Origin of the sequence: Anaeromassilibacillus senegalensis, assembly GCF_001261775.1 — a bacterium.
In the GTDB taxonomy this organism is placed as follows: domain Bacteria; phylum Bacillota; class Clostridia; order Oscillospirales; family Acutalibacteraceae; genus Anaeromassilibacillus; species Anaeromassilibacillus senegalensis.
In genome coordinates this window covers 44,485-63,272 of the sequence record NZ_LN868537.1, presented here as the reverse complement: position 1 = coordinate 63,272, position 18,788 = coordinate 44,485, and the positions used below count along the sequence as shown (strand labels likewise).

Here is an 18,788-nt window from a genome sequence, read left to right as displayed (position 1 = left end):
GGTTGGTAAACTATCCTGATTACAGGGATGGTTTACCAACCTTTTTCTTTGCATAGGGGGGGGACAGTGAAAGGAAAATGGGTAAAAATGCGATTGTATCTGCTTACCGCAGCAGTCGCTTTGTGCGCCGGGTTCGCCATAACGGCGCTCCTGCTGCGTCCGCAACGGTTGGAAATTGGCACAATCGATCTCCACACGATTCAGGACGGGGATTATATCGGCGTCTGTCAAAACAAGATACTGTTTGCCGTTGTTAAGGTGCAAGTGCAAGATCATAAAATAACCGATGTTGAAATTGTGGAGCACAAAGCCTCTTACAGGGTACCGGCGGAACGAATCGCGGGGGCTGTGTGCTCTGCGCAATCATTGGAGATTGACGCCATAACCGGGGCAACGCTCACCAGCGATACCGTTTTAAAGGCAATTGAAAACGCATTGGTTCACGCTGAAACGCCGTCCGATAGAAAGTAGGTAACACGATGAAAATCATTTTAAAGTACATTTTAACAAATGTAAAAGAGCGAAAAACGCGCACAGCCGTCATGCTGCTGTCCATTTTGCTGTCCACCACACTTCTGTTTGTATCGTTTTCCATCAGTGCATCTTACGAAAGCGCCCAGCGAAAAATGGCCCGCGGTATGGCCGGAAGTGCAACGATTTCCGTGACGGCAGCAAAGGGCAGCATCAAATTGGATGTACTTCCCAATCTGCCTTCTATCCAAACAAGGGTCGGCATTTTGGAGGGGACTGCGCTTTACCACGAAAATGGTTACTGTGAGAGCATTGACCTGATTGCGGCAGACTTAGCACAGCTCAAACAGATTAATCCTCCCAGACTGATTGACGGTGGAACACTGGACAATTTCTCCGGCAATCAAATCATTTTACCGGACCGTTTCACCTCAAAGTATCATATAAATGCGGGTGACACCATCGCCCTGCAGCTCGGCGGAACTCCTATCCGCCTGCAGGTAGCGGCAACTGCCGCCTATGATACGGTCTTCCTACGGCATACAAGAGGCGCAAACGCCCTTCTCCCCCCTTCCACACTGGCCGGGATTTTAGGGCAGACGGACGGATACAGTAAAATCCTGATTGAGCCTGCCGCGGGAACGTCCACGAATGCGTTAAAAAAAGCATTGGAAGAGGCATTGCCGGATGGGGATTACAAGGTATCTGAAGTGGTCAATGAGGCGCAGATTGCGGCGGATGCAAGGCAAAAATCCATGCCCTTTTTCCTGATCAGTTTCTTCGCGTTGACCATGAGTATCTTCATCATTTATAGCAGCTACAAAGTCATCACCTTAGACCGTCTTCCGGTCATCGGTACATTTCGCAGCATTGGCGCGACGCAAAAGGCTGTCACCCGCATCCTTCTGCTCGAAAGCTTTTTCTACGGCGGCATGGGCGGGCTGATTGGAATCCCTGTAGGCATATTGGCTTTAAAACTGATCTTGCAGGGAATGGGACAATCCCTATCACAGGGGATTGAAATTCCTGTTGTAATTTCCCCATTCAGCATTCTTTTTTCTTTTGTCATAGCGGTTACTGTATCGCTGTTTTCCGCATGGTTCCCAGTGCGTCGGGCAAGCGGTCTGCCGATCAAAGATGTTATATTCGGAACTGTGGAAGAAAAGCGCCATTCCTGGGGCTTCATCATGCTCCTTGGCATCGTGTTGTTTGCTGCTTCCGTTGTCCTTCCCAAATTAGCTGTTGGAAATATGTTGTATTTGGCAGGAGGGTTCTCCCTGCTGGGATTGATCGCCGCAACCATTTTGATAATTCCCCTGTTGACCAATTTGCTTTCCATGGGACTGGAACGCCTTTACGGGAGATTCTTTGGGAATGAAGGGCGGCTTGCCGCCCGGAATATGCGGGACAACAAAAACGTGCAGCAGAATATTACGCTGCTTTTTATCAGTATCTCGGCTGTCATCGCAATCACCGTTGTGGGCAGCTTTGTCACCACCTACGTAAGCGACGTATTCAAAGGCGCAGAACTGGAAGGCTTTGCTGACGGAAAGATGGAACCGACATTTGTGGAGCAGGTAAAGAATATGGAGGGCATTGAAAAGGTGCTGCCTCTCCACGTTTACAAAAATCAGATACAGGCAAATGGTATAACATTGAGCCGTTTGGAGGGAACCGATCATCTGGACTGGTACCGTTCCATGTTCGCGCTGCACGAGACTGAAAAAGGAATGATCGAACAGGCGGCGCCTGCCTTTTATAAGGAGAGAAGTATTCTGTTGAGTGAAGATTGCATGGCGCGGACCGGCTTTTCCGTTGGAGATAGCCTGTCCCTTTCCAACGGGACAACGCAACACGACTATCTGGTGGTTGGCAGCTTCAAATCACGCGCCACAGACGTAGAGGCAGTTATTTCTTCCTCTTTCACTGTGTCTGACTTTGGCGCTTCGGCTTATGCGTTCCTTGCTTATACCGCAGCGGACCCGGACGCCATCATTGTGCAAATCCGCGATCTTTTTGGTGAAACACCAAATTGGAGCCGGACTGTAGAGGAGTTTAACAACGATGCGCTTGCTACCGTGGGCGCCTTTTTGCAGCCGATGCACAGCCTGACCTATCTCATCCTTCTATTGGCAGCCGTGGGCGTAATCAATAACCTCCTTATTAACTACATACAAAAAAGGCGCAACACCGCTATGTATAAATCTGTGGGACTCAGCAACCGTCAAAACACTAAAATGACGCTGATCGAGGGCTTTTCTTCCGGACTCATGGGCGCCATTGCGGCAATCTTTGTTTCCTACATGGAGATTCAGACGATTTTCCTTGTAGCAGGCCCCAAGATTTCAATGGTACCGGATCTAGACGCCGCTGCTTTCCTGACCGCTGGCTGCATGGGGATTGCAGTAACCCTGCTTGGTTCCATTGTCCCAATCATCAAAGGCCGGAAAATGAAGCTGGTAGAAGAGATTAAATTTGAGTGAACAACAGGATTGGAGATTTCAAATGAAACAAAACGTTGGCAAGATTGCCGTTGAGGGCAAGCATATTGTAAAGGATTTCCAGATTGGCAGCACAACGACAAAGGTATTAAAAGACCTGTCGCTGCAAGTGGCACGGGGCGAGTTCGTTTCCATTATGGGACCGTCCGGCTCCGGGAAAAGCACGCTGCTTTACATCCTCGGCGGATTGGATGTTCCGACCAGCGGGCAAGTCCTGCTGAACGGCACCGATATTTCCCGTTTTGGGGATGAAAAAATGAGCCGGCTCAGGAGGCAGAAAATCGGGTTTGTGTTTCAGTTTTACAACCTGATTCCCAACCTGAATGTGGAAGAAAATGTGATGCTTCCGCTGCTTCTGGACGGTAAGAAGATGGGAAGCTACAAAAAACAGCTGCACCATATTCTGGAGATGGTAGGCCTGTCCGACCGGCGAAAGCATACGCCCCGCGAATTGTCGGGTGGGCAGCAGCAACGCGTGGCTATCGCCCGCGCTTTAATCGGCAACCCTGAAATTTTATTTGCAGACGAACCGACCGGAAACCTGGACAGCAAAACCGGGGCGGAAATTATGAGCCTGTTACAGGAGATCAACCAGAGCAGCGGACAGACCATTATCATGGTGACACACTCCCCAGAGGCAGCGGAATGCAGCAGCCGCATCATCACGGTGCAAGACGGCTGCATCATTTGAGAGGCAACGCTTTCTCACATTTTTTCAGCGCCGTTGACCTTTTCCAAGCGATAACAGACCGTTCATTCATAAAAAGAGGCGGCGAGGCGAGACCTTTTAGGTCATAACCTCACCGCCTCAAACTTGTACATAATCGGTGTTTTCTATTATTGCAGACATTGTGGAAGGACTTATCTGCTAAGACTTTCTATGGAACCAGTCTCTTTGTTCCTTCCCTGTATTTCTCAGACCGATGCTTTTGCCTCATTTAATAACAGGGCTTTTATAAAAGGCTTGTTCTCTTCGCTGAGTAAAAACATAAATGCGCCGTTACGGCATTTTTGCATACGCTCGCCCTTCAAAATAAAATCATAGCCCATCGAACATCTCTGGTTGCAGGTGGACGGATCCACCAGCCGCTTGCAAACAGGCGCTTCCTGAATGGTTCGCACCATCCCATCGGGCAGCGTATCTAAAATCTCCATATATTGAACAATGTGATTTGCGTATATGCGGGCGATCAGCCCCTTTTTGCGAAACACATAGTTGGCGATGGTCTTTTTATTCAGGCTGTAGGATACGACATAGCCGCTCTTTGCAAGCTTCACCTCTATTTTGCAGCCGAGCCCTGTCAATTCATTATGCAGATCACTTACAAACTTTTGATTTTCAGCATCGACGGCATTTAAAAAATCATGGAACGTATATTTTTCACTCATTGGTACTCCTCCTGGTCGTTTCAATTGATCGTTTATCTTATGGGCCGTAATAACGGTATCGCTGTACACATTGATTGTTATCATGCATCCATCCACATTTACATACCAGTTTTTACCTTTTCTCGTCACAACAGCATCATCGGAACCAATTTTCACTTTGCACCATGCGATCACATCTTCCGTATTCAAAGAGAGATTCCGTTTGATTCGTCCGACGCCTAATTTCGTCGTGTGTAATTGGTCAATATGTTTCAGCAATTCGCTATGTTCACTCATCCTGCATGAACCCCCTGCTGTCTGCACAGTACCTTTCAAAACCGATTGGAACTACAACGCTTCATTTATTTTAAATGTTATCGATTGAAAGTTTTCATAATAGCGCCCGCTGTGTGCGACAAACTTTAACACACAATAATCCGGGTCGGTCACTCCCTCCGGGTAGTACATGGTGTCGCCTTCTTGCCAGATCATTTCTTTGCTGGATGGATCCTCCAATACCTCCATATGTCCAACCAGCATAACACCCCTGAAGAAACGTTTATCGCAAAAGTAAATACTTGCATTGGGATTATTCCGATATTGCGCTACCCGCATGGATGATGTATTGGTTGTAAAATAAAATGTTTTTATCCCAATCCGTTTACGGGGTGGAAGCATTGCTTTCATATTGGGGAATCCATCCTCTGAAATGGAAGCAATAAAGGAAACACTTTGTTTGTCAATCAGATCGCCTATGGTTTTATCAGCATCACGCATCATTTACCTGTTCCCCCTTCAAATTTTGATCTGTCCGTTAAATCGTTCCGCCTAATATGTTTTTACAGTATGTAAATTTCTTCCGCTATACTGAAAAACTCAGGCATTCCAGTTGGTTGCATCCTCTGGCATCGCGGCTTCATAACAGCCAAGTTTATGGAATTGATACCATTCCGTAATTTTATTTTCCGGCGCCGCCTGCAAAGCCAGCAGCACTTCTTTGGCAAATTCCAGCGAAGCCGTACCATTTGCCGTGATAATATTATGATCGCTTACGGCCTGTTTCATCACATAGTTCTTTTCACCCGTATATGCTGCGCCCGCCCATTGTTTTAAGTCGTTCAAATCGTTACTCGTATGATGCACATCGTTCAGAACACCTATTGTACCCAGGAATGCTGCGGCATCGCAAATGCCGCCTAAAACTTTTCCAGCCGCCAGGCATTGCTCTACAACCGGTTTGACTTTCCGGGCCGCCTCATTTCTCCACGACATCCCGCCAATCAAAATCAACGCTTCATAATCGGCGGGAACCGAATCAATTGCAAGATCAGGCAACACATGAAAACCACCGATCGAACGAACCGGCTTCTGCGTTAAAGACACGGTTTTGACCTCATATTTTCCCTGTCCTAACATATAGAGGGCAGAGGACAAATAAGCCGCCTCCCAATCTGCATATTGGTCTAACACCATAAATAAAATGCTTTTTTTCATATAAACTCCTCCCCATATGATTTCGTCTGCCAGAACAGTGAGATTTCCTTTCTCTTACCGCTTCCTGTCAATTTGTTCACTGCTCTGCCTCATGTCTGCAGGAGACCCGCAAACTTTTCGCAGTCAGTGTATCTGCGCCGCGCACCATCTCCATCGGTGTTCCGACAAATACCACTTCGCCACCATTTTTCCCTCCATCGGGGCCAATATCGATGATCCAGTCCGCCTGTTTCATCACGTCCAGATTGTGCTCAATCACCACCAAAGTGTTCCCGCGGGATACAATCATGTCAAACAAATTGAGCAGATTTTGAATATCGGACATGTGCAAGCCTGTGGTCGGCTCGTCCATCACAATAATGCTACCCTTTTTTCCCAGATTCTTTGCCAACTTAATTCTCTGGCGCTCACCACCGGATAACGTACTGAGCGGCTGGCCCAAGGTCAGGTAGGACAATCCCACCTGCTGCATCACCTTCAGATGCTTCCTGATTTTGGCATCCTCAAACACTTCCATCGCCTGCGACGCAGTCAGGCCCAGCAGCTCGACAATGTTCTTCCCTTTGTAGGTACAGGCAAGCGCCTCCTGATTGTACCGCACGCCGCCGCAGGCTTCACACTCTGTAACAATTGGATCCATAAATGCAAGCTCCGTCACAATCACGCCCTTTCCGCCACACACCGGACAGGCGCCTGTAGAGTTAAAGCTGAATAGACCGTCCGGCTTGCCGCTTTCTTGCGCCAGCAGCTTACGTATCTCATCAAAAAAGCCGAGATAGGATGCCGGGGTGGAGCGATTCGTTGCCGTGATCGGCCCCTGATCGATCATCACAATATCACTCTCATACTGCTTGGCAAACACCTTGGAAATCAAGGTGCTCTTTCCCGAACCGGCTACACCGGTTACAACCGTCATGATGCCTAACGGAATATCTACGTCCACGTGCTTCAAGTTGTGAAGACAGGCATCCCGAACCGGCAAGCTTCCCACCGGCCGGCGGGGCGTTTGTTTCACCGGCAAGGACTGGAGCATTGCCTTTCCCGTCAAGGTGTCGGCTTGGAGCAGCTCCGGGTAGCTGCCTGCAAAAACAATCTTTCCGCCATTTTGTCCCGCCTGCGGACCCACATCAATGACATGGTCCGCAATGGATATGACATCCTTGTCATGCTCTACCACAAGTACCGTATTCCCCTTGTCACGAAGCTGCCTGAGCAGGTTATTCATACGGTAAACGTCGCGGGGGTGCATCCCGGCGCTGGGTTCATCAAAGATATAGGTCAGCCCGGTCAGGCTGCTGCCCATGTACCGAACCAGCTTCAGCCGCTGCGCCTCTCCGCCGGACAGAGACGGCGTATCCCGATTGAAATGCAGGTATGGCAGACCGATCTCGATCATTCTGTCCAATCCCTCTATCAGAGTATATAGTAAAACCTCCACTGTTGGATTGTATATTTGCGACAAGACTTCACGAAGCTGTGTCAGCTCCATCCCGCACATATCTGCGATGGAATAGCCGCCTATTTTGCAGCTCAAAGCCGCCTCATTCAGCCGCTTTCCATGGCAGTCTGCACATTCCATCTCCGTAATCAGATTTTGAGATTTCTCTTGTGTGTGTTTACTTTTTTTGCTGACATCCCGGTTCAAAAGTGTTTTTGTGTATTTATGAAACAAGCCGGTTACTTTTGGATTTTCCGGCGCCCCTTTGCCGTCCCGGGACCCGTATAGAAGCAGATTGTATTCTTCACTGGTATACTCTTTGACTGGCTTGTCCAAATCGAACAGACCGGACTGCGCGTACTGCTTCCAATACCAGGCGCCAGGGCGGTATAAAGAATCCTTCACGCAGCCCTCGTTCCAGGATTTATTGAGATCCAATATGGCCTCCACATCAACCTTTGTGACTTTTCCAAGGCCGGAACAGGTTTTACACATCCCGTTGGGGTCGTTAAAAGAGAAATAGGACGCTGTGCCTGCATAAGGCTGTCCGATTCTTGAAAACAGCAGCCGCAGACTCGAATACAAGCCGCTGATGGTTCCCACTGTAGAGCGGGCATTCCCGCCCAGCGGAGATTGATCCACCACAACAGACGCAGTCAAATTGTCGATTCGTTCCACGGCCGGTTTGGGATACTTAGGCAGCCTCGACCGCACAAACGCCGGGTAGGTAGCGTTCATCTGCCGCTGTGATTCTGCCGCAATTGTATCAAACACAATACTGGATTTTCCGGAACCGGATACTCCGGTAAACACAGTGATTTTTTCTTTTGGAATTTGGAACGTGACGTGTTTTAAATTGTTCTGGGTCAACCCCTGTACAAGAATATCAGCCATTTGTCCATACCTCTTTTCGCTTTCTTTTTCTATCATGCCATAAGTAATGCCGTTATAATCACCGGAGCATGATCGTTCCCTATGAAACGGATCTATCTGTTTCTTACTTATGGCAGTACGTCTTTTGCCTTTTAAACAAGGTTTTCTTCATCTGCTATTTGCGGCAATACGTCTCATTTTACAGGATTCTATCATTATATTCATGACATTTTTTGCTGACTTCCGTACATGCTTGCGTCTTGGCCACCAAATAGATAGAGGAACCGGACCACCGGAGACCTTTAATGAAAACAGGCGCAAGGTGCTATTGATTTAAAATATATTTTACTATCAAACAAAAAGCACAATGCCGGCAGCGTTACCGCCTGCCTGCATTGTGCTTTTGTTTACTGTATTTTCAATATCCAAATAAGCACCTGGACAAAACAGAAATGCGATAGTTTCCGAGCATAAAGTTCTACAGCCAATTTTAAAAGAGTTTAAAAACAAGTTTGTTAGACATTTGTTAGATATGGATCAAAATAAAATAAATGATGAAATATAAATCCATAAACAAAAAACCCGAAAACCAGCATACAAGCCAGTTTTCAGGGTTTTCATCTGGTCGAGGTGAGAGGATTCGAACCTCCGGCCTCTACGTCCCGAACGTAGCGCTCTACCAAGCTGAGCCACACCTCGATGGCTGCGGAAGAAGGATTTGAACCCTCACAAACAGAGTCAGAGTCTGCCGTGCTACCATTACACAATTCCGCAACATTCAATTAAATCAGCGCTTTGTTGGAACTTTTTCAAGCCCTCATCGGAGCGCCTTAGTTATTATATGATAAGTCTTCACAAATTGCAAGCCTTTTTTTAAAAAAGTTGGGATTTTTATGAAGTTTCTTTTATATTACTTTGGAGTAAAGATAAAGGATGCAAAGGCTTTCGACAGATCCCGTTCAAACGAAAGATAACATTCCTTTGCATCCTTTAAAGATTACGTTTCGCTTATAAAGCGCTTAATTTCCTTTGCAACTGCATCACAAGTTGATTTCCCATCCCAGTGAATATTATGGGAAGCGCCGTCAATTTGGCAAAACTCCACTTTTGCATTGCTCAAAGACTGCTTTAGAAGTTCTTCATCCTCCTGCATAAAGAAGACATCCTCCGTGCCCCAAATGATATCTACAGGGCAGGTAACCGCCGCCAGCCGCTGTGTGTTGTCCAAGCCGTTGCAGCCATTAAAAATATTATACCAATCCATATAAGGCAACGATTTTGCGTGCGCATACAATGCACTCTTAAAATTGGCATCTTCATTGGTGGTTTCAGTCCAGGATTTAATAAAATCATCCGGAATTTCCTGCGCTTCGTCATATCCGCGTACCCCCAGGAAGTCCGTTCCGTCCCCCTGTAAAATCCAATCCAATGTGGGATTGTTCACGATTTTGGCACTGGAAGAAATTAAAACGCCTTTCGGGAATTTTTCTGGCTCCGTCAATAAAAGCTCTTGGGTAATAAGTGACCCCAAGGAATGTCCGACCGGCACCACTTCATCCAACCCGATTTTATCGAGCAGACTCAGAATGTCGCCGCAATGCTGATCCACTGTGTACCCTTTTTCGCCCGCCTCTGGCTTGTCCGTTTTGCCATGGCCTCTCAGCTCCGGAATATAGCAGCGATATCCGTCCTTTGCCAGCTCCGGAGCAACCTGAGACCAGGAAATACGGCTGTCGGTCGCGCCATGGATCAAAAGGACCGGAACGCCGTCCTCCGGTCCGCACACCAGATATGTCATATTGATGCCGGTATCCAATTTTACGCTGTTTTCTTTCCAATCGACCTGCATGATTGTGGACCAATCTCCACTCTGCGGCGTTTTGTGATCCACTACTTCAGAATTAGAGGGGGAAGACACGCCGGGCTGTACATTTGTGCCGCAGGCCGCCAGGGAAGCACAAAGTATGGCACAAGCCACAATCCACGCCATACGCTTTAATTTCATAAACCCATCTCCTTATCATGTAAACATGTTGTAATTTACACTACCATTTATAGAGAAAATTGTCAAGGAACTTTCCTTTTTCTGTCTCCTCCAACAAATTCCCTGTTGTTGCTCTGTATCATGCAGATGTACAGATTGATAATTGCCGGCCGAGACTTATTTTAAATGTTGTTTTTTAAGCGACAGGCAATTTGTTTCCCGGTCGGTGTTGCAGCAAGTCCGCCCAGTCCGGTTTCCTTTAATGAAAGAGGCATACTGTCTCCCACCGCACGCATAGCATCCACCACTTCGTCCGGCGGGATGCGGCTTTCTACGCCTGCCAGAGCCATATCGGCACTTGCCAGGGCATTTACCGCACCGATCACATTGCGCTTGACGCAGGGAACCTCCACCAATCCGGCAACCGGATCACAGACCAGTCCCAAAAGATTCTTTAACGCCATGGAAAATGCGTGCGCTGCCATCTCCGGCGTTCCCTTTCGGAGAACCACCAGTGCCGCACCCGCCATTGCAGAAGCGGAACCAACCTCCGCCTGGCATCCTCCCTGCGCGCCCGCAATGCTGGCACGGGAGGCAATTACCTGTCCAAACCCCGCGGAGACATACAACGCATAGATCATCTCTTCCTCCGATGCACCAAAGTGCTCTTGATAGGTGATCAGCACCGCTGGAATCACACCGCAGGACCCGGCCGTTGGCGCGGCTACAATCCGTTTCATACAGGCATTGCATTCCCCCATTTTCAGTGCGCGGGCGATTACGCTGCCCATAAAGGCGCCGCAGACCGTCTGGTTCTTCTGCACCGCAGTTTGCATCTTTCCGCCGTCACCACCTACTAATCCGCTGGAAGAGCGCTCTGAAGCGCAGTAGCCTTCGTCTGCCTTGCACATGGCACGCCACATTTTCTGCATTTGCCGCAGGGAATCTTTTTCCTCCATGTTTCCCTCCCGCAAATCCTCTTCCAGTACAACTCTCCAAAGCGGTTTGTTTTGCTCTTCCGCAAAATTCAGCAACTCCATTACGGACTTAAACGCCATTATAACGCCTCCTCTGTTCCAATGTTAATGCAGGTCACTTTTAAAATGCCATCTAACTTGCGCAAAGCCGTTAAAAGCGGTTGGGGGATCGGTTGGTCCGTCTCCAACACCATCACCGCATACCCTACGCGGACATCGCGGGACAGGTGCATGGAAGAGATATTCACGCCTTCAGCCGCCAGCAGTCCGGTCACCTCTGCGACATGTCCCGGCTGGTCCAGGTTGTGCACCACCAACGTCGGACGCTCTCCGCTAAAATTGGTCTCCAGGCCGTCAATTCGGCAAACCTGGATCCGCCCTCCCCCCAGGGAAGACGCAATTACCTCCAACCCCTTTCCTGTCAAACCCGCCACACGCAGCAAAACGGTATTGGGGTGTACATCCCTTAATTGGACCGTTCCCTGTTTAACAAGAATTCCTTTCTCCTTTGCCAGCTGTAGACTCTCCGGAATTCGCATATCATCCGGCTGCATTCCCAACAGCCCCGCAACCAACGCGCGATCTGTACCATGCCCCTGCCCGGTTTCCGCAAAGGAACCATGAAGCAGCATTTCTATTCTGGTTGGCTCTTCGCCCAGCAATTCCCGCGTGATATAACCGATGCGGACCGCACCTGCCGTATGCGAACTGGACGGCCCAACCATAACGGGGCCTAAAATGTCAAAAATACGCAATGCCTTCACCAACCTTTTCCCGATAACCCGATTTATTGATAGTATTATTCTATTCTTTTTTCACTATAATCACAAGCCATCCTTTTATCATATAAAAAAGCCGTGTACAGCGCTTCTCCGCACTGCACACGGCCACATTGCTATGATGCACGATGTTCTTTGTTTTCCTGATGTCTTTTCCGGGTAATTTGAAATTTTTCAATCCAGCCTTTTTTATACTTTAATGAAATATAGCCGATCATACTCGCCGCCATCGCCCCCACCGCATCGACCACCAGGTCCTTCATGGTATCCATCAATGCAGCACGGCCCGCAAGTTGGGTTCCATCCTCCAATGCAAACTTTTGCATATTTAATCCCAAAAGTCCATCGAACGTAAACTCATAGAACTCCCAGAACACGCCCAGCGTCACTGCAAAGCAGAAGGCAAACGCCGCCACAAAGAACGGGCTTAAATTGACAGGAATTTTCTCCGCATTGTTAAACAGCGCCACAAACGAAAAGCCAAGGGCACCGATCATCGCGCCGCTGAACCAGTGCAGAACCGTATCCCAGGAGCGGATGTTATAGTAAAAACTTTTGACTTCTCCCAAATAAATTGCGCAGTACAAAAAGATTACAAATAAAATCATCATACCGGACGGTATTTCAATTTTCAGCTTTTTAGAAATGACGCCCGGGAGAACCATCACAACCATGCCAAGAATACACTGTGCAAACATCAGGATATAGTCGCTTTTCAGGCGTCCAAAACTGCCTTCCTCCGGATGTGCCGGCGCAACCACCAAGCGAATTGCGACAAAAACAGCAGAAACCAGCAGTGTTAAAAACACAAAAACGGTAATCAACCGGCTCCAGTTCCATTTCTTTGGGTTCATAAAACTCCTCCTATCCATTTTTACCATTTTAAACAAGCTTAACCGGAAATATTCCCATTTTATCACATTTGTCCGCGTCTTACCTGCATTATGAGAAGCATTACATAAAAGCAAAAGGCCCATAGATGGATTTCCCATCTATGGGCCTGTATCCGCCAAAAATTATTTCTTCGCTTTGGGCGTTCTTTTTCTCGGCGCTCTTTTTGCAGCCGGTTTCTCCGCCGGCGTTTCATCGGCCGTTACCGCCGTTGTTTCCACTTTCTTCTCCGCGGCCGCTTTTGTCCTGGCTGCTCTGGTCGTCTTTTTCGGCTCCGCCTTAACGACTTCCTTGGGCGCTTCCACAACGATGGCCGTTTCTTCCGGCTCAGCCGCCACAGGCGTTTCTGCTGCAATCTCAATCAGCTTCCACTGCTGGTTGTCGCCGTTGAGGTCTTCCCAAATCTGCACATTTGCACCGTTCTCCTGGGACATGCCTACAACGTCTACGCATTTGCCGGAAACCTTGGATTTAATTTTATAACAACCCTCCGCGGCTGCTTCCACAAACCACAGCTGGCTGTCGGATCCCACCACATCCCACTGGTGCAGCCATGTGCCATTTTCAGAGCCGCCCAGCATAATGTCCAGTGCTTTGCCGGAGCCTTTGTTCATCAGCTTATAATACTGATCGCCCCCGTCAATAAACTGCCACTGCTGGTTCTCCGCACCGGTCTGCTGATTCATCTGTACCTTACGGCTTTCACCGTCAAGTTCCGCTTCCAACACTTTCCCGCTCTGCTTCGAAACAATGGTATAAATTTTATTGGAGAAAGCTTCCTTTTTTTGTCCGCTCATGTTCAACGCTCCCTTGCCACAGAAATTTATTTTTCTATGTTATTTATTATAACACGTACCAAACGAAAGTCAACGATGCCAAATTCCATCAATTCAATCTTTGGAAAAGAAGACAAAAGTCAATTGTTACCAAAATGAAAACCAGACACATTCACTACGAAATTTAACGAAAAATCCGCATTTTTCCTGGACTCGACGCCCCTGCTGTTTCTGCAAAGCAGTGCTGATTCCGTCGGGCAAACCCGTATATTGCGTCTTTTTTCCTCCATAATAAAACGAGAAAGGAGGCGTGCAAATGAACGTCTATGATTTCCACGTGCGTCAGATGAACGGGAAAGAGCTTGCTCTTTCTGACTATAAGGGTAAAATTCTGCTCATTGTCAATACTGCAAGCAAATGCGGTTTTACGCCGCAGTTTGAAGACCTGGAAAAATTGTTCCAAAAGTATCGGGATCACGGCTTGGTCATTATGGGATTTCCCTGCAACCAATTCCATGAGCAGGACCCGGAAAGCAATGAAAAGATATTGGAATATTGCCGGTCCAACTACGGTGTAACGTTCCCCATGCTTGCAAAGACAAACGTCAAAGGACCGCAAACCGAACCGCTTTTCCGGTATTTGACCAATGAAAAGGCCTTCCAGGGCTTCCATCCGGAGCATTCGCTCACTAAAGTATTGGAGGAGCTCCTGAGTAAGGAAGATCCTAACTATGCACAGAATCCGGATATCAAATGGAATTTCACAAAATTCCTTGTGGACCGCAACGGAAATGTAGTTGCCAGATTTGAGCCGACCGCCGGCCTCAAGGAAGTGGAAGACTGCATTCGCAAGCTGTTATAAACGATTAAAGCTGCTCCGCCGGTGATTTTCATCGGCGGAGCAGCTTTTTATTATACTTTAAACGGGAAAGCATCTCTTCCTGCGTAACAGGCAGCCTCTCCCAATTCTTCCTCAATACGGAGCAGGCGGTTATACTTTGCCACGCGGTCCGTACGGCATGGGGCGCCTGTTTTAATCTGCCCTGCGTTTGTCGCGACCGCCAAGTCTGCAATGGTGGTATCCTCCGTCTCTCCCGAACGGTGCGATACCACGGCGGTATAACCCGCGGCACGGGCTGTTTCCATGGCGTCCAGCGTTTCCGTCAGCGTACCAATCTGGTTGACCTTGACCAAAATTGAGTTTCCAGCCTTTTTTACAATGCCTTCGCGCAAACGTTCCGCATTGGTTACAAACAGGTCGTCCCCCACCAGCTGAATCGGCAGGGACTTTGTCAGCATGGTCCAGCCTTCCCAGTCCTGCTCCCCCAGGCCGTCTTCAATGGAGATAATGGGATACCGATCAATCAACGCGTTCCAATATGCCGCCAGTTCCTCTTTGGTCAATGTCTTTCCCCGTTTGGGCAAGGTGTAAACGCCGTCCTGATACCATTCGCTGCTTGCGGCATCAAGCGCAATCTTAATATCCTCGGTGGTATAGCCCGCTTCCTGCACCGCCCGGATGATCCATTCAATCGCTTCTTCATCTGAGGAAAGATTCGGCGCAAAGCCGCCCTCGTCTCCCACCGCAGTTGCAAGGCCATGCTCCTTGAGAAGACGACCCAGCATATGATAAATCTCGCTGCCCCATTGCAACGCTTCCCGGAAGCTTTTTGCGCCGACGGGCATAATCATAAATTCCTGTATATCGATATTATTGGTCGCATGCGCTCCGCCGTTTAAAATATTCATCATTGGAACGGGCAGCTTATGTGCCTTCATGCCGCCGATATAGCTGTAAAGCGGCAGGCACGCCGCTTCTGCCGCCGCATGTGCCGCTGCCAGCGAAACGGCTAAAATGGCGTTTGCCCCTAATTTTGACTTGTTCTTTGTACCGTCCAATTCCAACAGTTTACGATCCAACAGCGTTTGATGCAGCGCATCCATTCTTGCCAATGCCGGCGCAATGATTTCATTGATGTTGCGCACGGCTTTCAAAACGCCTTTGCCGCCATAGCGTTTCTTTTCACCGTCACGCAGTTCATGCGCCTCATAGATCCCCGTTGAAGCACCGGAGGGAACACTTGCTCTGCCGCATGCACCGCAAACCAACACAACCTCCGCTTCCACCGTCGGATTCCCACGGGAATCCAAAATTTCTCGGCCTCTGACTTTTGCAATCCTACAATCCAACATGATTCCACCTCCAAATAGAATTCATGTTTTATTGTTACACGTATGCTGCCATTTTAAACCCGTTGACCAATCATTTGGCCATAAAGCTCCAGGAGTTCATCCGTCCCACAGAAATCTGAGATAATATCCATCAAATGCAAATAGGATACCTGATAGGCATTTAACACAGCAACCGCTTTCTCCACTTTTTCTTTGCAAATAGAAACGTCGCTCAATTTTATCATCTGATCTGGAAATTCTCCCAAGATTCCATAAGAGTCATAACAGCCTAATTCAGGATGCTCAAAATGCTCTAATATCGTCTTGTAGCCACTCACTCAAATACCTCCCTGAACTGATATGATATATCGTCATGATAAACAATAAAGCTTGCACAGTCAACCATCATTTGCCATTTTTTCAATTTTTTGTTTCACTTCACAAACCAGACTGAAAATATGACTCTATTTAAAGGAATATGTACAGCGTATTCTATCAAATAAAAGAAAGAAGTTCCTGTGAATTTCTACAAATTGCACAAGGAACTTCTTTATTTTTCTACAACGATTTTATTCTTTCTATCTTATCGGCAGTCACACGTGCGTAAATCAGCGGCTTTTGCGGCGGTAATTCTTCTTTTATTGATATAGATTCCTGGAATAATTCTTCCGCGGCATGGATTTTTTCCAGTTCCGAGGTATAAAAATCTGCAATTGGCTCCCCCTTCCGGACGGGCTCTCCAATCTGTTTCCGCAACACAATTCCCGCGCTGAAATCGATCGCATCTTCTTTCTTTTCCCTGCCCGCGCCAAGCTCTACCGCGGCAATCCCACACCGTTCCGTATCGATCGCATACAGATAACCGTTCTTCTGTGCAGCAATAGTCTGGCAAACAGCCGCTTTGGGGAATTTTTCAAAATCCTCTAACACGGTGACATCTCCGCCCTGCGCCGCGACCATTTCCTTCAGCTTGGTAAACGCCGCGCCGTTCTCTATTTGACGCTGTGCCAGAGCCCGGCAGGTGTCCAAATCACCTTTTCCAGCCAACGAAAGCATATTGGAGGCAAGCGCCAGGCAAACCTCCGTCAGGTCCGCCGGCCCCCGGCCCCGCAGGGTTTCACAAACCTCCTGAATTTCCAGCGCATTGCCAATGGCACAACCGAGCGGACGGTCCATGTCCGTAATCAGGGCAACGGTGGTTTTGCCCACCTGCTTCCCGATAGAGACCATTTCCTGTGCCAGTGCTATGGAGTCCTCCACAGTCTTCATAAACGCCCCGCTGCCCGTTTTAACGTCCAGCAGGATACGGTCTGAACCCGCCGCGATTTTTTTGCTCATAATGCTGGACGCAATCAGCGGCAGGCTGTTGACAGTCGCCGTCACATCCCGCAGTGCATACAATTTTTTATCTGCGGGAACCAGGTTGCCGGTCTGTCCGACGACGCTCACACCAACCTTGCGCACAATATCAAAAAAAGCCCGCTCATCCAGTGCGGTCCGCAGCCCCGGAATCGATTCCATTTTATCGATTGTGCCGCCCGTATGCCCCAGCCCGCGCCCGCTCATCTTCGCCACACGTACACCCAATGAAGCAACGATCGGCGCAATCACCAAAGTGGTTTTATCCCCCACGCCGCCGGTGCTGTGTTTATCGACCTTGATCCCGTCGATCGTGGAAAGGTCCACCATATCCCCAGAGCGCGCCATACACAGAGTGAGGGCCGCGGTCTCCCGCGGCGTCATGCCTTGAAAATAAATGGCCATCAGCAGGGCACTCGCCTGATAATCCGGAATGTCGCCTGCTACATAGCCATCCACAAAGAATTGGATTTCCGCATCTGAAAGTGCAGCGCCATCCCGCTTTTTCGCAATGACGTCATACATTCTCATGAGATGTTCCCTCCTTTCGCTCTAATACATTCGCAGGCCCGAATCCCAAGGGAAGCAGCTCCCGAAGGGTATGTACCTGCCAGTGATCCGGGCTGTCCGCCAATAGTATTTGGAATGTGTCCGGATCACAGAATTCCATCATAACCTGGCGGCACACGCCGCAGGGCGGACACAGCGATTCAATGGGCTTTCCCTCCGGTCCTCCCACGATCGCAATGGCCGTGAAGGACCGCTCTCCCTCGCTGACCGCCCGAAAAAATGCAGTGCGCTCCGCACAGTTTGTGGGAGAATACGACGCGCATTCCACATTGCAGCCCGGATAAATCTTCCCTGATTTTCCCAGGAGCGCTGCTCCAACCTGAAACCTCGCATATGGCGTGTACGCGTTTTCACGCGCTTCAAGCGCCGCCGTCACCAGTTTTTTGTGTTCCATTCCATTACTCCTTACCAAAGAAAGAAACGCATCTTGCTAAGTCAATAGCCGTGCGCTTCTTCCTTCTTGATCAGTTTGACGATCCGGCTTGTTCCCAGCCGCGACGCACCCAATGCAGCAAAACGCTCCGCATCTTCCAGGGAAGAGATGCCGCCCGCCGCCTTGATCTTTACAGGAGGGCCAACATGCTTCTGAAACAACGCCACATCGTCAAAGGTCGCACCTGCCGTGGAAAAGCCTGTGGATGTCTTGATATAATCCGCGCCGGATTCCGTCACCACCTGGCACATACATATTTTTTCCTGTTCCGTCAGCAAACACGTCTCGATGATCACCTTGAGAATCCGGTTTCCACAGGCCGCTTTGAGCTCCCGGATTTCTTCCAGCTGCTGCTCATACAGGCCGTCCCTGATCCATCCAAGGTTTACCACCATATCGATCTCATCCGCACCGTTTGCAATCGCATCCTTTGTTTCAAAAACCTTTGCCGCCGTTGTTGTGTAACCATTTGGAAAACCGATAACGGTGCAAACCGCCATGCGGTCTCCCACGTACTCCTTCACGCGCTTGACATAGCTTGCGGGAATACAGACGGACGCCGTGTGATACAAAATCGCATCGTCACAGATTTGCTGAATTTCCGCCCAGGTGGCGGTCTGCGTCAAAAGCGTGTGGTCTACCATTTTAAGCAATTGTTCCTGTTCCATTTTCATCTTCCTTTTCGATCTCATTTTTACATTT

18 protein-coding genes and 2 tRNA genes are annotated in these 18,788 nt (G+C 48.7%); 4 read left to right on the top strand and 16 right to left on the bottom strand.

Annotated features, from left to right (window positions below; translation table 11 throughout):
* The first annotated feature begins 66 nt into the window (after nucleotides 1-66).
* The 3 genes from BN2106_RS05890 to BN2106_RS05880 are packed head-to-tail and all read left to right on the top strand — an operon-like array spanning nucleotide 67 to nucleotide 3,663.
* On the top strand, nucleotides 67-471 hold the full coding sequence (locus BN2106_RS05890; RefSeq protein WP_050697668.1) for an FMN-binding protein: 405 nt from the start codon (nucleotides 67-69) through the stop codon (nucleotides 469-471).
* Nucleotides 472-479: 8 nt separating this feature from the next.
* A complete protein-coding gene (locus tag BN2106_RS05885; RefSeq protein WP_050697667.1) occupies nucleotides 480-2,954 on the top strand; it encodes an ABC transporter permease in 2,475 nt (824 codons plus the stop codon).
* A gap of 22 nt (nucleotides 2,955-2,976) precedes the next feature.
* Nucleotides 2,977-3,663 carry an ABC transporter ATP-binding protein gene (locus BN2106_RS05880; protein WP_050697666.1) on the top strand — a complete coding sequence of 229 codons (687 nt, stop codon included), beginning with the start codon at nucleotides 2,977-2,979 and terminating at the stop codon, nucleotides 3,661-3,663.
* A 224-nt stretch (nucleotides 3,664-3,887) separates the two neighbouring features.
* On the opposite strand, the gene BN2106_RS16995 is transcribed toward BN2106_RS05880, so the two are convergent.
* The 11 genes from BN2106_RS16995 to BN2106_RS05825 form a co-directional block, all read right to left on the bottom strand.
* Nucleotides 3,888-4,637 carry a DUF3781 domain-containing protein gene (locus tag BN2106_RS16995; protein WP_456236313.1) on the bottom strand — a complete coding sequence of 250 codons (750 nt, stop codon included), beginning with the start codon at nucleotides 4,635-4,637 and terminating at the stop codon, nucleotides 3,888-3,890.
* Nucleotides 4,638-4,688: 51 nt separating this feature from the next.
* Nucleotides 4,689-5,120, bottom strand: a complete 432-nt coding sequence (locus BN2106_RS05870; RefSeq protein ID WP_050697664.1) for a pyridoxamine 5'-phosphate oxidase family protein — start codon at nucleotides 5,118-5,120, stop codon at nucleotides 4,689-4,691.
* A 96-nt stretch (nucleotides 5,121-5,216) separates the two neighbouring features.
* On the bottom strand, nucleotides 5,217-5,834 hold the full coding sequence (locus tag BN2106_RS05865) for a type 1 glutamine amidotransferase family protein (protein WP_050697663.1): 618 nt from the start codon (nucleotides 5,832-5,834) through the stop codon (nucleotides 5,217-5,219).
* A 76-nt stretch (nucleotides 5,835-5,910) separates the two neighbouring features.
* Complete coding sequence (locus BN2106_RS05860; protein ID WP_050697662.1) at nucleotides 5,911-8,166, bottom strand: ATP-binding cassette domain-containing protein; 2,256 nt, start codon at nucleotides 8,164-8,166, stop codon at nucleotides 5,911-5,913.
* A 601-nt stretch (nucleotides 8,167-8,767) separates the two neighbouring features.
* Nucleotides 8,768-8,844 (bottom strand) — tRNA-Pro (locus BN2106_RS05855).
* Nucleotide 8,845: 1 nt separating this feature from the next.
* Nucleotides 8,846-8,919 (bottom strand) — tRNA-Gln (locus BN2106_RS05850).
* Between the two features lie 223 nt (nucleotides 8,920-9,142).
* Entirely contained in the window at nucleotides 9,143-10,150 is a 1,008-nt protein-coding gene (locus BN2106_RS05845; protein ID WP_050697661.1) for an alpha/beta fold hydrolase, read from the bottom strand.
* Nucleotides 10,151-10,311: 161 nt separating this feature from the next.
* On the bottom strand, nucleotides 10,312-11,187 hold the full coding sequence (gene sdaAA / locus BN2106_RS05840; protein WP_050697660.1) for an L-serine ammonia-lyase, iron-sulfur-dependent, subunit alpha: 876 nt from the start codon (nucleotides 11,185-11,187) through the stop codon (nucleotides 10,312-10,314).
* The gene (gene sdaAB, locus BN2106_RS05835; protein WP_050698432.1) at nucleotides 11,187-11,861 is read right to left on the bottom strand and encodes an L-serine ammonia-lyase, iron-sulfur-dependent subunit beta; all 675 of its coding nucleotides are present in this window, start codon (nucleotides 11,859-11,861) and stop codon (nucleotides 11,187-11,189) included. Before sdaAB ends, sdaAA begins: the two co-directional genes overlap by 1 nt.
* Nucleotides 11,862-12,001: 140 nt before the next feature.
* Nucleotides 12,002-12,739: a DUF2238 domain-containing protein gene (locus tag BN2106_RS05830; protein ID WP_050697659.1), complete on the bottom strand. Its 738-nt coding sequence runs from the start codon at nucleotides 12,737-12,739 to the stop codon at nucleotides 12,002-12,004.
* Nucleotides 12,740-12,901: 162 nt separating this feature from the next.
* Nucleotides 12,902-13,573, bottom strand: a complete 672-nt coding sequence (locus tag BN2106_RS05825) for an RICIN domain-containing protein (protein ID WP_050697658.1) — start codon at nucleotides 13,571-13,573, stop codon at nucleotides 12,902-12,904.
* A 295-nt stretch (nucleotides 13,574-13,868) separates the two neighbouring features.
* On the opposite strand from BN2106_RS05825, the gene BN2106_RS05820 reads away from it, so the two are divergent.
* The gene (locus BN2106_RS05820) at nucleotides 13,869-14,414 is read left to right on the top strand and encodes a glutathione peroxidase (protein ID WP_050697657.1); all 546 of its coding nucleotides are present in this window, start codon (nucleotides 13,869-13,871) and stop codon (nucleotides 14,412-14,414) included.
* A 50-nt stretch (nucleotides 14,415-14,464) separates the two neighbouring features.
* Here the strand turns inward: BN2106_RS05820 and eno are convergent, their stop codons facing one another.
* The 5 genes from eno to deoC all read right to left on the bottom strand — a co-directional run bounded on the left by eno (nucleotide 14,465) and on the right by deoC (nucleotide 18,754).
* On the bottom strand, nucleotides 14,465-15,745 hold the full coding sequence (eno, locus tag BN2106_RS05815; RefSeq protein ID WP_050697656.1) for a phosphopyruvate hydratase: 1,281 nt from the start codon (nucleotides 15,743-15,745) through the stop codon (nucleotides 14,465-14,467).
* Nucleotides 15,746-15,798: 53 nt separating this feature from the next.
* Nucleotides 15,799-16,062, bottom strand: a complete 264-nt coding sequence (locus tag BN2106_RS05810; protein WP_050697655.1) for a DUF6514 family protein — start codon at nucleotides 16,060-16,062, stop codon at nucleotides 15,799-15,801.
* A gap of 220 nt (nucleotides 16,063-16,282) precedes the next feature.
* Nucleotides 16,283-17,614, bottom strand: a complete 1,332-nt coding sequence (locus tag BN2106_RS05805) for a pyrimidine-nucleoside phosphorylase (RefSeq protein ID WP_050697654.1) — start codon at nucleotides 17,612-17,614, stop codon at nucleotides 16,283-16,285.
* Nucleotides 17,601-18,047, bottom strand: a complete 447-nt coding sequence (locus BN2106_RS05800) for a cytidine deaminase (RefSeq protein ID WP_050697653.1) — start codon at nucleotides 18,045-18,047, stop codon at nucleotides 17,601-17,603. Before BN2106_RS05800 ends, BN2106_RS05805 begins: the two co-directional genes overlap by 14 nt.
* Nucleotides 18,048-18,088: 41 nt before the next feature.
* Complete coding sequence (deoC, locus tag BN2106_RS05795) at nucleotides 18,089-18,754, bottom strand: deoxyribose-phosphate aldolase (RefSeq protein ID WP_050697652.1); 666 nt, start codon at nucleotides 18,752-18,754, stop codon at nucleotides 18,089-18,091.
* Nucleotides 18,755-18,788: the final 34 nt, after the last annotated feature.

Excerpts from the sequence above, each read along its gene's own strand:
- BN2106_RS05885 (WP_050697667.1), top strand. The coding sequence starts at position 480 with ATGAAAATCATTTTAAAGTACATTTTAACAAATGTAAAAGAGCGAAAA.
- BN2106_RS05860 (WP_050697662.1), bottom strand. The coding sequence starts at position 8,166 with ATGGCTGATATTCTTGTACAGGGGTTGACCCAGAACAATTTAAAACAC.
- BN2106_RS05870 (WP_050697664.1), bottom strand. The coding sequence starts at position 5,120 with ATGATGCGTGATGCTGATAAAACCATAGGCGATCTGATTGACAAACAA.
- BN2106_RS05865 (WP_050697663.1), bottom strand. The coding sequence starts at position 5,834 with ATGAAAAAAAGCATTTTATTTATGGTGTTAGACCAATATGCAGATTGG.
- BN2106_RS05820 (WP_050697657.1), top strand. The coding sequence starts at position 13,869 with ATGAACGTCTATGATTTCCACGTGCGTCAGATGAACGGGAAAGAGCTT.
- BN2106_RS05845 (WP_050697661.1), bottom strand. The coding sequence starts at position 10,150 with ATGAAATTAAAGCGTATGGCGTGGATTGTGGCTTGTGCCATACTTTGT.
- sdaAA (WP_050697660.1), bottom strand. The coding sequence starts at position 11,187 with ATGGCGTTTAAGTCCGTAATGGAGTTGCTGAATTTTGCGGAAGAGCAA.
- BN2106_RS05800 (WP_050697653.1), bottom strand. The coding sequence starts at position 18,047 with ATGGAACACAAAAAACTGGTGACGGCGGCGCTTGAAGCGCGTGAAAAC.
- BN2106_RS16995 (WP_456236313.1), bottom strand. The coding sequence starts at position 4,637 with ATGAGTGAACATAGCGAATTGCTGAAACATATTGACCAATTACACACG.
- BN2106_RS05830 (WP_050697659.1), bottom strand. The coding sequence starts at position 12,739 with ATGAACCCAAAGAAATGGAACTGGAGCCGGTTGATTACCGTTTTTGTG.
- BN2106_RS05825 (WP_050697658.1), bottom strand. The coding sequence starts at position 13,573 with ATGAGCGGACAAAAAAAGGAAGCTTTCTCCAATAAAATTTATACCATT.
- BN2106_RS05805 (WP_050697654.1), bottom strand. The coding sequence starts at position 17,614 with ATGAGAATGTATGACGTCATTGCGAAAAAGCGGGATGGCGCTGCACTT.
- deoC (WP_050697652.1), bottom strand. The coding sequence starts at position 18,754 with ATGGAACAGGAACAATTGCTTAAAATGGTAGACCACACGCTTTTGACG.
- eno (WP_050697656.1), bottom strand. The coding sequence starts at position 15,745 with ATGTTGGATTGTAGGATTGCAAAAGTCAGAGGCCGAGAAATTTTGGAT.
- BN2106_RS05880 (WP_050697666.1), top strand. The coding sequence starts at position 2,977 with ATGAAACAAAACGTTGGCAAGATTGCCGTTGAGGGCAAGCATATTGTA.